Here is a 14,861-nt window from a genome sequence, read left to right as displayed (position 1 = left end):
GCGTCACGTCCCGGGGTCAAGGGGATCGTGACGAGCCGGCGAGCGGGACGAAGCGGGCCAGCTTCCCGGTCCGCGGATCGCGGTCGAGCGCCGCGCGGCTCGTCACGTCGACCTCCGGGCGGGGCAGCCCGGCGGCGGCGAGCGCGTCGGCGAGCCGCTCGGCGAGGACGTCCTCGTCGACGTGGACGCCGGGCTGCGCGGGGACGAGCGTGACGGCGATCCCGGCCGGGGTCTGGTGCACCTGGTACTCCGCGACGTCCGGGCTCCGGACCAGCACCGACCGGACGACGTGCGGGTGCAGCGTCGCCCCCGGGTAGCGGAAGACCTCGTCGCTGCGTCCGCGCACCCTCGCGCGCAGGTGGCCGTCGCCCTGCGGTGCGGCGGTCAGCACGTCGGTGAGCTCGTAGCGGATCAGCGGCTGGAGGTGGTTCTCCAGGTTCGTGACGAGCACCGCCGCCGAGGGGGTCCCGGGCGGCACCGGCCGGTGGCGCTCGTCGACCAGCTCCACGATGCACCCGTCCTCGGCGAACACGAGGTCCTCGTCGTCCGGGGCGCTCGTGCCCACGAGGCCCTCGGTCGAGCCGAAGGTGTTGACGATCGGCACGCCGAAGCCCTCGTGGATGGCGGCGCGCAGCTCGGGGGTCAGGGTCTCGCTCGTGCTCGTCACCATCATCGGCCGGATGCGCAGGCGACCCGCCCGCTGCTCCGCGGCGAGGCGCGCGAGCACCGAGGGATAGCCGTAGAGGAGGGGCGCCTGCAGCGCGTTGAGGCGGTCCACGATGTCGGGCAGCGGTGCGGTGGCCGGGACGGGCAGGAAGTGGAACGGCAGCGGGCCGCCGGCGAGGTGGGTGGCGCCGCCGGTCGGGTGCACCGCCGACCCGGCCGCCACGATCGCGATCGGCAGCCCACCCGGGGGCGGGCCTCCCATCTGCTCGATCCGGGCGACGAGGTCGCGGCACAGCGACCCGACGAACTGGACCACGGCGGGGACGTCGAGCACGAACACCCCGCGTCGTCCCGAGCTGCCGCCCGAGGCGAAGGCCACGTACTCGTCGAGGATCGGCCGGGGCTCGGTGCCGGTGCCCGCGAGGGTGGCCTCGACCAGGTCGCCGGTCACCCGGCGATCGGTGACCACCTCGTCGAACCGGTCCACCACGTCGGCCTTCGTCATCGTCGGGAGCGCCGACAGGTCGCGCGGATCGACGCGGTCCGGGTCGACGCCCGCCAGCCGCCGGGCGTGGAACGGCGAGCGTTCGGCCGCGTCCGCGAGGAGGGCGCGCAGCCGGGCGCGCTGGTGGGCGACGACCTCCTCCCGGTCCCACGCCGTCCGGGCGATCAGCTCGGGCAGCGCGGCCACGACGGCGGGCTGCACGTGGTCGCGGTAGGCGGTGAGCCGGGACGGCGGGGCGGTGGTGGCGGCCATGGCGTTTCCTCGGGCGGGTGTCCTACAGGGGTTCGACGAACCGGGAGACGAGATCGACCACGACGTCGAGCTCCAGCCGGGCGGTACCGGCGGCGCGCTCGAGCTCGCGGCCGGCGTCGAGGCAGAAGATCAGCTCGGCGAGCGTCCGCGGCGGGTGGGACGGCACGAGGCCGCCCCGCTCCAGGACGGTCGCCACGGCGGCGCCGAACTCCTCCAGGGCGCGCACGTGCAGCGCGGCGTAGCGGGCGTTGAGCTCGGCGTCGCGCGCCGCGGCCACCCGGAACTCGATGACCAGCTGCGTCCAGCCGCCGCCCTCCTCCGAGCGCCGCGCGTTCGCCAGCAGCAGCGCGCGCAGGCCCTCGAGCCCGGCCTGCCCCGCCGCGAGGTCCTCGTTCTCCGCGGCCCGTTCGGCGATGCGCTGCTCGAGGAGGGCGAGGAACAGCTCGGCCTTGCCCGCGAACTGCGAGTACACGACGCCCTTGGAGAAGCCGGCCTCCTCGGCGATCACGTCGAGGCGGGCACCGGCGTAGCCGCGCGCGAGGAAGACCCGCCGCGCCGCCGCGAGCACCAGCTCGCGGTTGCGCTCGGTCTGCTCCGCGCGCGTCATCCGGGTCGTCACGGATTCATCGAATACCCGAGGTATTCGAGTGTCAACGGTATCCGGATACCATCGGTATCACGGTTGGGCTGCGGTCTCCCACAGCCCGATGACGTTGCCCTCGGTGTCGCGGAAGTAGGCGGCGAAGCCCATGTCGCCCACGGGTTGCTTGGCGGAGAGCACCGTGCCGCCGTAGGTGCTGACGTGCTCGAGGGTCTCGTCGATGTCGCCGACGTCGACGACGATCACCGGGCTGCGGGGCTCGTCGTCGCCGCGGCGGAACATGCCGCCGTTGATGTAGCCGGGCCCCTCGGGAGTCCCGTCCTCGGTGACCGGCCCGCTGAGGGCGATCGTGTAGTCCATCCCCGGCATGTCCTGCAGCGTCCAGCGGAACACCGCCCCGTAGAACGCCCGCGCCCGCTCGCCGTCGTCGAACGGGATCTCGAAGTGGACCACCCGACCGCTCATGACCCTGTCCCTCCCGGTGCCTGCCGAGCCCGGACCGCTCGGCCCAGGCAGCTCAACCCAGGCAGCTCAACCCAGGCAGCTCAGCCCAGGCAGCGTGGCCCGAGCAACGCCTTGAGGTCACCCATCAGCGCGCCCGAGTTCTGGACCTTCAGCCCGTCGTCGAGCCGCAGCACGTGGCTCGCCCCGTTGGCGGCGAGCAGCGTCAGGTGGACCTCGCTCGGGCCCGGGTGCGCGACCAGGACCTCCTTGAGCTTGCCGACGCGCTCGGGCGTGCAGCGCGCGCTCTCGATGACGACCTTGACCGGCGCGCCGCCGACACCCCCGGACAGGTCGGGCACCGCGAGGTCCTCGACGAACAGGCTCACCCGGTCGTCCCGCTTGTTGACCTTGCCCTTGACCAGCACGATCGCGTCCTCGGCGACGTCGATCGACACCGCGGCGTAGGTGCGCGGGAAGAACAGCACCTCGATGCCGCCCGCGAGGTCCTCGATCTGCGCCGAGGCCCAGGGCTCGCCCTTCTTGTTCACCCGTCGGGTGACGCTGGCGAGGATGCCGCCGACCGTCACCGTGGCGCCCTCGGCGACGTCGCCCTCGAGGATCTTGGTGATCGGGGTGTCGGCGCGGCTCGCGAGCACCTGCTCGATGCCGTTGAGCGGGTGGCCGGAGACGTAGAGCCCGAGCATCTCCCGCTCGAGGGCGAGCCGGTGCTTGGGCTCCCACTCGCCCTCGGGCACCTTGACGTCGAACATGCCGGTCGTGTCGGCGCTGTCCTCCTCGGGGCCGTCGAAGCTCCCGAACAGGTCGAACTGGCCGTCGGCCTCGGCCTTCTTCGTCGTCATCACCGCGTCGACGGCCTCGGCGTGCACCAGCGCGAGGCCCTTGCGGGGGTGGCCCAGCGAGTCGAAGGCGCCGGCCTTGATCAGCGACTCGACCGTCTTCTTGTTGCAGACCTGCTGCGGGACCTTGCGCAGGAAGTCGGAGAAGTCGGTGAACCCGCCCTTCTCGCGGCGGGTCTCGACGATCGCGTCGACGACGTTGGTGCCGACGTTGCGGATGGCGCCCAGGCCGAAGCGGATGTCGTCGCCGACCGGGGCGAAGTCGCGCACCGAGTCGTTGACGTCGGGCGGGAGCACCGTGATACCGATCTTGCGGCACTCGGCGAGGTAGACCGCCGCCTTGTCCTTGTCGTCGCGCACGCTGGTGAGCAGCGCGGCCATGTACTCGGCGGGGTAGTTCGCCTTGAGGTAGGCCGTCCAGTAGGAGACGAGCCCGTAGCCCGCGGTGTGGGCGCGGTTGAAGGCGTAGTCGGAGAACGGGACGAGGATGTCCCACAGCGTCTGGATCGCCTGCTGCGAGTAGCCGTTGGCCTTCATGCCCTCGGAGAAGGGCACGAACTCCTTGTCGAGGATCTCCTTCTTCTTCTTGCCCATCGCGCGGCGGAGCAGGTCGGCGGTGCCGAGCGAGTAGCCCGCGAGCTTCTGGGCGATCGCCATGACCTGTTCCTGGTAGACGATCAGACCGAAGGTCTCGCCCAGGATCTCGGCCAGCGGCTCCGCCAGCTCCGGGTGGATCGGCTTGACCTCCTGCCGGCCGTTCTTGCGGTCGGCGTAGTCGTTGTGCGCGTTGGCGCCCATCGGGCCGGGCCGGTAGAGCGCGAGGACAGCGGAGATGTCCTCGAACGTGGTCGGCTCCATGCGGCGCAGCAGGTCGCGCATCGGGCCGCCGTCGAGCTGGAAGACGCCGAGCGTGTCGCCGCGGGCCAGCAGCTTGTAGGCCTCGGGGTCGTCGAGCGCGAGGTTGTCGAGATCCAGCGCCGGCTTGCCGTTGAGCGTGATGTTGTGCAGCGCGTCGTCGATGACCGTGAGGTTGCGCAGCCCCAGGAAGTCCATCTTCAGCAGCCCGAGCGTCTCGCAGACGCCCATGTCGAACTGCGTGATGATCGCCCCGTCGGCCTCGCGGCGCTGGATCGGGATGACGTCGATGAGCGGCGTCGACGACATGATCACGCCGGCGGCGTGGACGCCCCACTGGCGCTTGAGGCCCTCGAGGTCGCGCGCGGTGTCGACGATCTCCTTGACCTGCGGGTCCGCCTCGTAGAGGGCGCGGACCTCGGTGGCCTCCGAGTAGCGCTTGTGGCTCGGGTCGAAGATGCCCGAGAGCGGGATGTCCTTGCCCATCACGGCCGGGGGCATCGCTTTCGAGATGCGGTCGGCCACCGCGTAGCCCGGCTGGCCGTAGAGCACCCGCGCCGAGTCCTTGATCGCGGCCTTCGCCTTGATCGTGGAGTAGGTGATGATCTGGGCGATCCGGTCCTCGCCGTACTTCTCGGTGACGTACCGGATCATCTCGCCGCGCCGGCGCTCGTCGAAGTCGAGGTCGATGTCGGGCATCGACTTGCGCTCGGGGTTGAGGAACCGCTCGAAGATCAGGTTGTGCTTGACCGGGTCGAGGTCGGTGATGCCCAGCGCGTAGGCGATGAGACAGCCGGCGGCCGACCCGCGACCCGGGCCGACGCGGATGCCGACCGACTTCGCGTGCTGCACGAGGTCGGCCGTCACCAGGAAGTAGCCGGGGTAGCCCTTCTGCACGATGACGTCGATCTCGTAGGCGGCCTGCTTGCGGTGGCCCTCGGGGACCTGCCCGCCGAACCGCTGGTTGAGGCCCCGCTCGACCTCCTTGACCAGCCACGACGCCTCGGTCTCGCCCTCGGGCACCGGCGCGCCGGGCATGAGGTCGCGGCCCTCGACGAACTCGACGTTCACCCGCTCGGCGATCGCCAGCGTGTTGTCGCAGGCCTCGGGGAACACGCCGTCCCACTGGGCGCGCATCTCCTGCGCGCTCTTGAGGTAGAAGTCCTGCGCGTCGAACCGGAAGCGGTTCGGGTCGTTCATCGTCTTGCCGGTCTGCACGCACAGCAGCACCTCGTGCGGCTTCGCGTCCTTGGCGTACGTGTAGTGCAGGTCGTTGGTCGCGAGGCCGGGCAGGTCGAGCTTCTTCTTGAGGTCGTAGAGGTCGTCGCGGACCCGGCGCTCGATCTCGATGCCGTGGTCCATGAGCTCGCAGAAGAAGTTGTCCGCGCCGAAGATGTCGCGGTAGTCGCTCGCGGCCTGGCACGCGCCGTCGAAGTCGTCCTGCTGCAGGTAGCGCGCCACCTCGCCCGACGGGCAGCCCGTGGTGGCGATGATCCCCTTGCCGTAGGTCTCGAGCAGCTCGCGGTCCATGCGCGGCTTGTAGTAGTACCCCTCGAGGCTGGCGAGGCTCGAGAGCCGGAAGAGGTTGTGCATCCCCTCCGTGTTCTCGGCCAGCAGCGTCATGTGGGTGTACATCTGGCCCGGGTTGTCGTCGCTGATGACCTGCCCGCCGAGCGTGGCGCGCTTGCGCTCGTGCCGGCTGCCCGGCGCGAGGTAGCCCTCCATGCCGATGATCGGCTTCACCCCGTGGGCCTGCGACTTCTTCCAGAACTCGTAGGCGCCGAAGGTGTTGCCGTGGTCGGTCATCGCCAGGGCGGGCATGCCCATCCGCGCGGCCTCGGCGAACAGGTCGTCCAGCCGCGCGGCACCGTCGAGCATCGAGAACTCGGTGTGCGTGTGGAGGTGGACGAACGAGTCGCCGGTCACGTCGCGGGACCTCCCTGGGGCGCCGGGCACGGGGTGCCGTCGACCGGCCCCGGGGTGCGGGACGTGGTCGGCGGGAGCCACCCCAGCGTAGACGCGGCCCCCGACAGCGCCGCCCCTCCCCGAGGCCCACGATCGTCGTCGCTGCTCACCTCCGCCGGCCCGGCGTGTCGCCCGGATCCGGGCTCGTCACAGGCGTCACAGACGTCCCAGGGGTTCGGCCCGCGAGGTCGTCGAGCCACCGGTCGTCCCCACTCCCCCCGACGGCCACGACGGCCGCCAGGAGCCAGATCCGCGCGACCAGGACGTCGTCGGGGACCCGCAGGAAGTGCGTGCGCAGGGCCTCCCCCGCGGGCGGCCCGAGCACGCGGACGGCGTCGTCGACGGCGGGGCCCCGTTCGTCGAGGGTCCCGGCGACCCAGGCGGCCGCCCGGGCCGGCAGGTCCGTCTGCGGGTACCGCCGCCGGGCCTTGGCGAGCCAGGCACCGACGACGACGCCGACGAGGATGCGGTCGCCCCGGGCGACGAGGGCGCGGGCGGCCCCGGGGTCCCGCTGCTCGACCGTGGCCACCACCGCCTCGCGCAGGGCGACCTGCAGCAGGCCGACGACGTCGGGCAGGTCGTCCTCCTCGTCGTCGTCGTCCTCGTCCTCGTCGTCGTCCCAGAGCTCGAGGTCGTCGTCCCAGAGCTCGAGGTCGTCATCCCCGAGGTCGTCGTCGAACGCGTGGGGGAAGTGCTCGAGGAGCTCGCAGTCGCTCAGCATCGGCGCCGCGACCCGCCCGATCGCCGCGTCCCGGGAGCGCGCGTCGCGGGGGCGCGCCTCGCGGGGTGGGCGCGTCAGGACCGGCCCGCGGCGCCGCCTCCGCCGTGCCTCGACCGCCGCCCGCCGCCGACCCTCGTGCCTGCGCCCGCCCATGGCTCCTCCTCGCGTCGTCCCGAGGGGGAGCATGCGCTCGACCCCCGACAGTGCCGGGGCGCGCGGAGATCATGAGCGCGCGGTGCACCTTCGGCACCGCCGCGACGGCCCGCCGGCTACAGCAGCCCGGCCCCCGCCAGCGCCGCGCGGACGACCTCGCGCTCGTGCTCGTCGGCCTCGACGAGCGGGAGGCGCAGGCCGCCGGCCCGGTGGCCGAGGAGCTCGAGCGCCGCCTTGACCGGGATGGGGTTGGTGGTGACTCCGAGCGCGTCGAAGACCGGCTTGAGCGACGCCTCGATCTCGGCGCGCTGGTCGGGCTCGTCGACCATGCGGCGCATCTGGTCGCCGACGACGTGGCTGGCGACGAGGATGCCGCCGCAGCCGCCCATCTCGAGCACCGAGCCGAACAGGTCGTCGTTGCCGGCGTAGATGCCGAGGCCGTCGACGGGCGCGAGGTTGGCGTTGTTGGCCTGCTTGACGTAGTCGATCCGCTCGATCTGCGCGAGCTCGGCGAGCAGGTCGTTCGGCAGGTCGATGACCACGCGCGAGGGGATGTTGTAGAGCACGACGGGCTTGTCGGTGGCCCGGGCGACCTCGCCGTAGTGCGCGAGCACCCCGCGCCGGTTCGGCTTGTTGTAGTACGGGGTGACCGACAGGATCGCGTCCGCGCCCAGCTCGGTGGCCCGCTCGGTCATCTCGCAGGCGTGGCGGGTGTCGTTCGAGCCGGTGGAGGCGACGATCGTGGCGCCCGCGGGCCGGTGCTCGACCGCGAGCTCGACCAGGCGCAGGTGCTCCTCGGTGGACAGCGTCGACGCCTCGCCCGTCGTCCCGCACACCACGAGGCCGTCGGAGCCGTGGGCGTACAGGTGCCCCATGAGGTCGACGAACGCCTTCTCGTCGACCGAGCCGTCGGCGGCGAAGGGGGTCACGATGGCGGTGAGGACGGCTCCGAGGCTCATGACCTCAGGTTGCCCCACGGGAGTGCGCGAGGTCCATGCCGGGGGTCTGGCCGGGGTCGGGCCGGGGTCGGGCCGGGGTCAGGCCGGGTCGGGCCCGTCGACGTTCACCGTCGGCGGGCCGTCGCCCGCGCGGCCGATGACGGCCGTGGAGCGCTCGCCCGTGGGGTTGGACTCGCGGTGCACGGTGTGCGGCGGCACCCGCAGGAAGTCGCCGGGCCCGGCCTCGACGGCATCGGCGCCACCGGGGCCGAACTCCAGGCGCATGGCGCCGCGGACCACGTAGAGGCTGGTCTCGTGGTCGCCGTGGTGGTGCCAGCCGGACGAGGCGCCGGGCTCGGTGTGCACGAGCCCGGCCCACAGCGACCCGCCCTCGGGCCGCCGGCCCTCGAACGCGACCTCGCGCCGCATCCCGGGCGTCGGGTCGCCCTCGGTCAGCTCGTCGCCGTGGAAGACCTCGACCGGTTCGCTGCTCACGCCGACAGCGTGTCAGACGGGACTCAGACCAGACCCAGCTTCTGGACCGCCTCGCGCTCCTCGGCCAGCTCGTTCACCGACGCGTCGATGCGCTCGCGGGAGAAGTCGCTGATCTCCAGGCCCTGGACGATCTCGAACTTCCCGTTCGACGCCGTCACCGGGAACGACGACACGAGGCCCTCGGGCACGCCGTAGGAGCCGTCGGAGACGATCGCCGCCGAGGTCCAGTCGTTCGCCCGGGTGCCGTTGACCCAGGTGTACACGTGGTCGATCGCCGCCGCGGCCGCCGACGCCGCCGACGAGGCGCCGCGCACCTCGATGATCTCGGCGCCGCGCTTGGCCACGCGCGGGATGAACTCGTCGGTCAGCCAGGACCGGTCGACCTCGTCACCGATCGGCTTGCCGTCGATCTCGGTGTAGGTGACGTCCGGGTACTGGCTGGCCGAGTGGTTGCCCCAGATCGTGACCTTGGAGACCGAGCCGACCCGCACCCCGTACTTGGTGGCGAGCTGGCCGAGGGCGCGGTTGTGGTCCAGCCGGGTCATCGCGGTGAAGCGGTCCGCCGGGACGTCGGAGTTCGACCGCGCGATCAGCGCGTTGGTGTTGGCCGGGTTGCCGACGACGAGCACCCGGACGTCGTCCGCCGCGCCGTTGAGCGCCTGGCCCTGGGGCTTGAAGATGCCGCCGTTGGCCTCGAGCAGGTCGGCGCGCTCCATGCCCTTGGTGCGGGGCCGGGCGCCGACGAGCAGAGCGACGTTGGTGCCGTCGAAGGCCTGGTCCGCATCGTCGTAGACGTCGATGCCGTCGAGCAGCTCGAACGCCGAGTCGTTGAGCTCGAGCGCCGTGCCCTCGGCCGCCTTCACCGCGTCCGGGATCTCCAGCAACTTGAGCCGGACCGGCACGCCCTCGCCGAGCAGGTCGCCGGCAGCGATGCGGAAGAGCAGCGCGTAGCCGATCTGTCCGGCCGCGCCGGTGACGGTGACGTTGACGGGGGTGGGCGCCATGCCTTCGCTCCTGCTCTCTGTCGTTTCCCGGTGGGGACGGGCCTCTGCGGTCCGGCAGCCTTGCACGTCGGCCCCGGCCCTGCGCACTCAGCCCGGGTCGTCGCCGACGACGATCTGCCCGCGGCGCTGCGCGAGGTACCGGAAGGCGAGCCCGAGCGTGACGAACACGCGGTTGCGGTTGCCCAGCAGCGCGAAGATGTGCACGAACATCCACACGAGCCACGCGAGCACGCCGACGAGCTTGGGGCCGTGGGCGATGTCGGCGACGGCCGAGGCCCGCCCGATCGTCGCCATCGTGCCCTTGTCCTTGTACCGGAACCGCTCGGTCGGCTCGCCCGCGAGCAGCCGCATGATCGTGCGGCCGGCGTGCTGCCCGGTCTGGATGGCCGGCTGCGCGAGCTGCGGCAGCGGGTCGTCGTCGATGACGCCGATGTCGCCCACCGCGAAGATCTCGGGGTGCTCGGGGACACGCAGGTCGCCGCCGACGACGATGCGCCCGCCACGGCCCTGCCTGAGCCCCCAGCTCTTCACCCGCTCGTGGGCCGCGACCCCCGTCGCCCAGACGGTCATGTGCGCGTCGAGCTCCGTGCCGTCGGCGAGCAGCACCGAGTCGGGCCGGACCTCCTTGACCGCGGCCTCGAGGCGCAGCTCCACGCCGCGCCGGCGCAGCTGCTCGGCGGCGTACTCACGCAGCCGGGGCGCGAAGGGCGGGAGGACCTTGTCGGTCATCTCGACCAGCACCACGTGGACCTCGTTCGGGTCCAGCTCCGGGTACCGGTCGGGCAGCACGGTGTTGCGCAGCTCCGCGAGCGTGCCGGCCATCTCGACGCCGGTGGCGCCGCCGCCGACGACGACCACCGAAGCGCCGCGGGCCTCGCCCGTCGCCGCGATGTGGTCGAGGTAGCTGGTCATGTGGTCCCGCACGGCCAGCGCCTCGGCGCGCGTGTAGATCGGGAAAGCGTGCTCGGCGGCGCCGGGGACGCCGAAGTAGTTCGTGGTCACGCCGTTGGCGATGATCAGGTAGTCGTAGCGCAGGTCCGGCCCGACGTCGAGGGAGACGGTGCGGGTCTCCGGGTCGATCGTCGTCACCTCGCCCTTGCGGAAGGACGCGCCGGTGTGGGACGCGAAACCGCGGGCCCCGTAGGTGATGTCGCCGGGGTTCAGCGCACCCGTCGCCACCTGGTAGAGCAGCGGCTGGAAGGTGCTGTAGCTGTGCCGGTCGACGAGCGTCACGCGGACCGGGGCCTTGCGCAGGCTGCGCACCGCGGCGAGGCCCGCGAAGCCCGCACCGAGGACGACGACGTGCGGCCGCGTATCGACATCCGTGATCGACCTCCCCGGCTCGTGCCGGGGCGACGGATCGGCGGTCATGGCTGCCGCCCTCCTCTCGCGGGGTGCCCGTCGGTGCTGGCCGTGACGATTCAGGCCCACTCCGACGAACGGTTCACTCTGGCTCTACCCGTCATGGTCCTCCGCCACGCCGTGCCGATCCGCCCGTCGGCGCTCCGTCTCCTGTCGGCCCGCTCACAGACACGCCGGGTCACCGTCAGGGCGGCGGGACCGGCCCGTCGTCGGGCACCGGACCGACGACGTCGGTCTGCTCGGGCAGCAGCGGCGACACCGCGAGCGCCCCGACCCGCGCGCCGGCGGGCGCCACCTCGACCGCCCGCACCCCCGGCCGGGCCGCGAGCGCCGGCGCCGCCGCGGGGTCGATCTCGACGACGAGCGCGAGGACGCACGCGCACCCCGCCGCCAGCCGCGCCGACTCCGTGGCCGCGATCGCCGCGGCGCGTCCCGACGACGACCGGGCCTGCTCCCCCGCCCGGTTCGCGGCCTGGGCCTCGGCCAGGCGCAGGGCGGCGGCGGGGTCGACGGCGCCCGAGTCGTCGAGCCGGATCTGGCGCAGCGCGGTCTGCACCCGCGGCAGGGGCACGCGCAGGACGACCTCGCGCGCCGGCACGCCCTCGATCGCCGCGGCGGCCGCCGCCACGTCCTGCTCTCCGGCCAGCGTGACCAGCGCGGGGCGCGGGCCGGGCGGGCCGGGCGGCGGCACGCGGGTCCGGTCGAGGTAGCCGGCGACGGTCTCGCCCGGCGTCGGTCCGAGCCGGGTGGCGTCGGTGCTGCCGGGGACGCCGCCGGGGCCGGGACGGCTCGCCGACCCGGCCGCCCAGGCCGTCAGCAGGACGACGACGAGGACGACGGCGAGCACGATCGCGACGGTCGGCCGGCGGAGGCGCGGCGCGTCGTGCTCCTCGTCGGGTTCCTCGGGTGTGCTCAGCTCGCCGCCCGGAGCGTCTCGAGGGCCTGCGCGAGGTCGGGCGGGGGCTCGCTGGTGAACTCGACCCAGCGGCCGTCGGCCGGGTGGTGGAAGCCCAGGCGGTGGGCGTGCAGCCACTGGCGCGTCAGGCCGACGGTGCGCGCGAGCACGGGGTCGGCGCCGTAGGTGATGTCGCCGACGCACGGGTGGCGCACCGCGGAGAAGTGCACGCGGATCTGGTGGGTGCGCCCGGTCTCGAGCTCGACCTCGAGCAGCGAGGCGGCCCGGAACGCCTCGAGCGTGCGGTAGTGCGTGACGCTCGGGCGTCCGTCGCGCACGACCGCGAACTTCCAGTCCTGCTTGGGGTGACGGTCGATCGGCGCGTCGATCGTGCCCTCGCTGGGGTCGGGGTGGCCCTGGACGACGGCGAGGTAGACCTTGGCCACCGTCCGCTCGCGGAAGGCCTGCTTGAGCACGGAGTACGCGCGCTCAGACTTGGCCACCACCATCACCCCGGTGGTGCCGGCGTCGAGGCGGTGGACGACGCCCTGGCGCTCGGCGGCGCCGCTGGTGGCGATGCGGATCCCGAGGGCGGCGAGCCCCGCGACGACGGTCGGGCCGGACCAGCCGGGGCTCGGGTGCACGGCGACGCCGACGGGCTTGTCGACGACGACGATCTCCTCGTCCTCGTGCAGCACGACCAGGCCCTCGACGGCCTCGGCCGTGACGACCGGCGTCGCCTCGGCGGGCTCGGGCAGCTCGACCTCGAGCCAGGCGCCGGCGACCAACCGGTCGGACTTGCCCACCACCGACCCGTCCACGCGCACCGCGCCCCCCGCGGCGAGCTCGGCGACGACCGTGCGCGACAGGCCGAGCATGCGGGCGAGGCCCGCGTCGAGACGCATCCCGTCCAGGCCGTCGGGCACGGGCAGGGTCCGCAGGCTCACGCGCGCTCCCCCGCCTCGTCGCCCGATCCGTGCGTCCCGCCGGCCCGCGTGCCGTCCAGGTCGCGACCGAGCAGGGCGAGCAGCACGAGCGTGACGCCGCCGACGGTGATCGCCGAGTCGGCCACGTTGAACACGGGGAACCAGCCGACCGACACGAAGTCGACGACGTGGCCCTGCAGCGGACCGGGACCGCGGAAGAAGCGGTCGACGAGGTTGCCGAGCGCGCCGCCGAGCACCAGCCCGAGCGCGATCGCCCACCCCCGCGAGCGCAGCCGGCGCGCGAACCGCGCGATGCCGATGACGACCGCGAGCGCCACCAGCGTCAGCACCCACGTCAGGCCCGTGGCCAGCGAGAACGCGGCGCCGGGGTTGCGGACGAGCGTGAAGGAGACGATGTCGCCGACCAGCGGCACCCGCTCGCCGTCCTGCAGCCACGACACCATGACGACCTTCGTGACGAGATCGAGGACCACGATCGTCGCCGTGATCGCCACCAGCATCCCGATGCGCTTCGGGGGCTGGTCCCCCGGCGCCTCGGGCGCGCTGTCCGGCTCGGTCGCTGCGCTGCTCACCGGTCCATCGTCCCAGGACCCGTCCCGCCCCCCGGCGGGGTGCCGCGCCGGCCCCGCGTGCCGCCGTCGTCACGCCCACCGCGCAGGTCCGGCGTGCCGCCGGTGTCGCCGCGCCACCGGGCCAGGCGCCCGGACCGGTCGACCGAGCGCAGCCGCTGCTCGGCGGCGTCGCGCGCGGTCTCGGTGGTGACGACGAGCAGCTGGTCGCCCTCCTGCAGCCGGCTCTCGCCCTGCGGGGTGAAGCTCGCACCGTCGCGGACGACGAGGCTCAGCCCGGAGCCCTCGGGCAGGCGCAGCTCGCGGACGTAGACCCCGTGCAGCCGCGAGCCGACGGGCACGGTCATCTGCAGGAGGTCGGCGCGCAGGGTGTCGAGGGGCGCGGCGTCGACCTCGATCTCCTCGACGCGCGAGTCGCCCGCCAGCCCGAGGCGCCGGGCCACCAGCGGCAGCGTCGTGCCCTGGACGAGGACGAGCACGACGACGAGCACGAACACCGCGTCGACGAGGGACTGGGCGCCGGGCACGCCCTCGGTGAGCGGGATGAGGGCGAGCACGATCGGCACGGCACCGCGCAGGCCGGCCCACGACAGGAAGGCCTGCTCGCGCCAGGACACCCGGAAGCCGACGGACGCGGCGGCCACCGACAGCGGCCGCGCCGCGACCACGAGGACCGCGCCCGCGATCAGGGCCGGCACCACGGCGTCGACGAGTCGCCCGGGCGAGACGAAGAGCCCGAGGAGCACGAACAGCCCGATCTGGGCGAGCCAGCCCAGGCCCTCGGCGAACGAGCGGGAGCCCTCGCGGTGGGGCAGCGTCGAGTTGCCGAGGACGAGCGCGGCCACGTAGGTCGCGAGCAGGCCCGACGCGTGCAGCAGCTGGGCCGAGGCGAACGCGAGGATGCAGACCGCGAGCGTGGCCAGCGGGTAGAGCCCGGTCGCGGGCAGCGCCGCGCGCCGCAGGCCGAGGGCGCCGAGCCGCCCGAGCGCGCCGCCGAGCAGACCGCCGAGGACCAGCTCGTAGACGACGAGCAGCGGGTCGAGCCAGCTCAGCGCGGCCGTCGAGGACAGGATGACGACGGCGAGGAAGACGGGCGCGTCGTTGAGGCCGGACTCGAGCTCGAGGGCGCCGGTCAGCCGCCCGGGCAGGCCGAGGTTGCGCAGCACGCTGAACACCGCCGCCGCGTCGGTCGACGACAGGACCGCGCCCCACAGGAACGCGATGCGCAGGTCGAGCCCGAGCAGCGCCCACAGCGCGAGCCCGGTGACGCCGATGCTGACCGCCACGGCGACCGTCGAGAGCGCGAGCCCGAGCCCGAGGGCCGGGCGGACCGTGGTCCAGCGGGTGGACAAGCCGCCGTCGGCAAGGATCAGCACGAGCGCGGCGACCCCGAGGGCCTGGGTGAGCGCGGCGTCGTCGAACCGGATGCCCACCCCGGACTCGCCCAGCGCCACCCCGATCGCGAGGTAGATCAGCAGCGAGGGCAGGCCGACGCGCGTGGAGACCCGCACCGCGAGCACGGAGACGAGCACCACGCCCGCACCGATCCCGAGCAGGAGGGGCAGCTGGTCCACGCGTCGTTCCCCCTCCTCTCGCGGAGGGGACGACAGTAGCGAGCAGGCGAGGCCCTGA

The 14,861-nt window shown here is 73.4% G+C and carries 13 protein-coding genes; all 13 read right to left on the bottom strand.

What is annotated here, in order from left to right:
* Window positions 1–16: 16 nt before the first annotated feature.
* The 13 genes from PGB27_RS26160 to PGB27_RS26100 all read right to left on the bottom strand — a co-directional run bounded on the left by PGB27_RS26160 (window position 17) and on the right by PGB27_RS26100 (window position 14,803).
* Complete coding sequence (locus PGB27_RS26160) at window positions 17–1,423, bottom strand: phenylacetate--CoA ligase family protein (RefSeq protein WP_274203377.1); 1,407 nt, start codon at window positions 1,421–1,423, stop codon at window positions 17–19.
* 22 nt (window positions 1,424–1,445) lie between these two features.
* Window positions 1,446–2,042: a TetR/AcrR family transcriptional regulator gene (locus PGB27_RS26155; RefSeq protein WP_274203376.1), complete on the bottom strand. Its 597-nt coding sequence runs from the start codon at window positions 2,040–2,042 to the stop codon at window positions 1,446–1,448.
* A gap of 57 nt (window positions 2,043–2,099) precedes the next feature.
* A complete protein-coding gene (locus tag PGB27_RS26150; RefSeq protein ID WP_274203375.1) occupies window positions 2,100–2,489 on the bottom strand; it encodes a VOC family protein in 390 nt (129 codons plus the stop codon).
* Window positions 2,490–2,569: 80 nt separating this feature from the next.
* A complete protein-coding gene (gene dnaE / locus PGB27_RS26145) occupies window positions 2,570–6,106 on the bottom strand; it encodes a DNA polymerase III subunit alpha (protein WP_274203374.1) in 3,537 nt (1,178 codons plus the stop codon).
* 145 nt (window positions 6,107–6,251) lie between these two features.
* The gene (locus PGB27_RS26140; protein WP_274203373.1) at window positions 6,252–7,019 is read right to left on the bottom strand and encodes a hypothetical protein; all 768 of its coding nucleotides are present in this window, start codon (window positions 7,017–7,019) and stop codon (window positions 6,252–6,254) included.
* A 116-nt stretch (window positions 7,020–7,135) separates the two neighbouring features.
* Window positions 7,136–7,978, bottom strand: a complete 843-nt coding sequence (gene dapA, locus PGB27_RS26135; protein ID WP_274203372.1) for a 4-hydroxy-tetrahydrodipicolinate synthase — start codon at window positions 7,976–7,978, stop codon at window positions 7,136–7,138.
* Between the two features lie 78 nt (window positions 7,979–8,056).
* Window positions 8,057–8,452: a cupin domain-containing protein gene (locus PGB27_RS26130; protein WP_274203371.1), complete on the bottom strand. Its 396-nt coding sequence runs from the start codon at window positions 8,450–8,452 to the stop codon at window positions 8,057–8,059.
* A 23-nt stretch (window positions 8,453–8,475) separates the two neighbouring features.
* Window positions 8,476–9,456: a malate dehydrogenase gene (locus PGB27_RS26125; protein WP_274203370.1), complete on the bottom strand. Its 981-nt coding sequence runs from the start codon at window positions 9,454–9,456 to the stop codon at window positions 8,476–8,478.
* Between the two features lie 87 nt (window positions 9,457–9,543).
* Window positions 9,544–10,827 (bottom strand): NAD(P)/FAD-dependent oxidoreductase, encoded by a 1,284-nt coding sequence (locus PGB27_RS26120; RefSeq protein WP_274203369.1) that lies wholly within the window; start codon window positions 10,825–10,827, stop codon window positions 9,544–9,546.
* 175 nt (window positions 10,828–11,002) lie between these two features.
* Window positions 11,003–11,665: a hypothetical protein gene (locus PGB27_RS26115; RefSeq protein ID WP_274203368.1), complete on the bottom strand. Its 663-nt coding sequence runs from the start codon at window positions 11,663–11,665 to the stop codon at window positions 11,003–11,005.
* A gap of 65 nt (window positions 11,666–11,730) precedes the next feature.
* The gene (locus PGB27_RS26110) at window positions 11,731–12,660 is read right to left on the bottom strand and encodes an RluA family pseudouridine synthase (RefSeq protein ID WP_274203367.1); all 930 of its coding nucleotides are present in this window, start codon (window positions 12,658–12,660) and stop codon (window positions 11,731–11,733) included.
* Window positions 12,657–13,232: a signal peptidase II gene (gene lspA, locus PGB27_RS26105; protein WP_274203366.1), complete on the bottom strand. Its 576-nt coding sequence runs from the start codon at window positions 13,230–13,232 to the stop codon at window positions 12,657–12,659. Before lspA ends, PGB27_RS26110 begins: the two co-directional genes overlap by 4 nt.
* Window positions 13,229–14,803 carry a potassium/proton antiporter gene (locus PGB27_RS26100; protein WP_274203365.1) on the bottom strand — a complete coding sequence of 525 codons (1,575 nt, stop codon included), beginning with the start codon at window positions 14,801–14,803 and terminating at the stop codon, window positions 13,229–13,231. Before PGB27_RS26100 ends, lspA begins: the two co-directional genes overlap by 4 nt.
* Between the last annotated feature and the right edge of the window lie 58 nt (window positions 14,804–14,861).

The sequence above is a fragment of the Actinomycetospora lemnae genome (assembly GCF_028737315.1).
GTDB lineage: Bacteria > Actinomycetota > Actinomycetes > Mycobacteriales > Pseudonocardiaceae > Actinomycetospora > Actinomycetospora lemnae.
This window is presented reverse-complemented; position numbering and strand designations above follow the sequence as displayed.

Bases quoted from the DNA above. Each gene is read 5' to 3' on its own strand.
- dapA (WP_274203372.1), bottom strand. From the start codon at position 7,978: ATGAGCCTCGGAGCCGTCCTCACCGCCATCGTGACCCCCTTCGCCGCC.
- PGB27_RS26160 (WP_274203377.1), bottom strand. From the start codon at position 1,423: ATGGCCGCCACCACCGCCCCGCCGTCCCGGCTCACCGCCTACCGCGAC.
- PGB27_RS26140 (WP_274203373.1), bottom strand. From the start codon at position 7,019: ATGGGCGGGCGCAGGCACGAGGGTCGGCGGCGGGCGGCGGTCGAGGCA.
- PGB27_RS26150 (WP_274203375.1), bottom strand. From the start codon at position 2,489: ATGAGCGGTCGGGTGGTCCACTTCGAGATCCCGTTCGACGACGGCGAG.
- PGB27_RS26120 (WP_274203369.1), bottom strand. From the start codon at position 10,827: ATGACCGCCGATCCGTCGCCCCGGCACGAGCCGGGGAGGTCGATCACG.
- PGB27_RS26125 (WP_274203370.1), bottom strand. From the start codon at position 9,456: ATGGCGCCCACCCCCGTCAACGTCACCGTCACCGGCGCGGCCGGACAG.